Origin of the sequence: Pseudonocardia sp. EV170527-09 (assembly GCF_008369905.1) — a bacterium.
Lineage (GTDB): Bacteria > Actinomycetota > Actinomycetes > Mycobacteriales > Pseudonocardiaceae > Pseudonocardia.
Window position 1 is genome coordinate 1 of the sequence record NZ_VRMC01000627.1, and the last position, 242, is coordinate 242.

Consider the following 242-nt stretch of genomic DNA (forward strand, 5'->3'; position numbering starts at 1 on the left):
CACCAATGCGCGCACCCGCAAGGGCAAGGCGAAGCCGATCGCAGGCAAGAAGAAGTAATTCGTCCGGGGGACGAATTACTCCGCCGGAGGCAGGCTTGATGCCGATTGCCCGGCGATTTCCGAATTAGGGTCAGGAATCTCAACCAATGGCACGTGAACCGCAGCGTATTCGCCGTCGCGAACGCAAGAACATCACCGCCGGCGTCGCCCATGTGAACGCCAGCTTCAACAACACCATGATC

At 59.1% G+C, this 242-nt stretch carries 1 pseudogene; it reads left to right on the top strand.

Annotated elements, in window-relative coordinates:
• Positions 1-146: 146 nt before the first annotated feature.
• Positions 147-242: pseudogene (locus FVA95_RS30320) on the top strand (30S ribosomal protein S11); the annotation flags it as partial.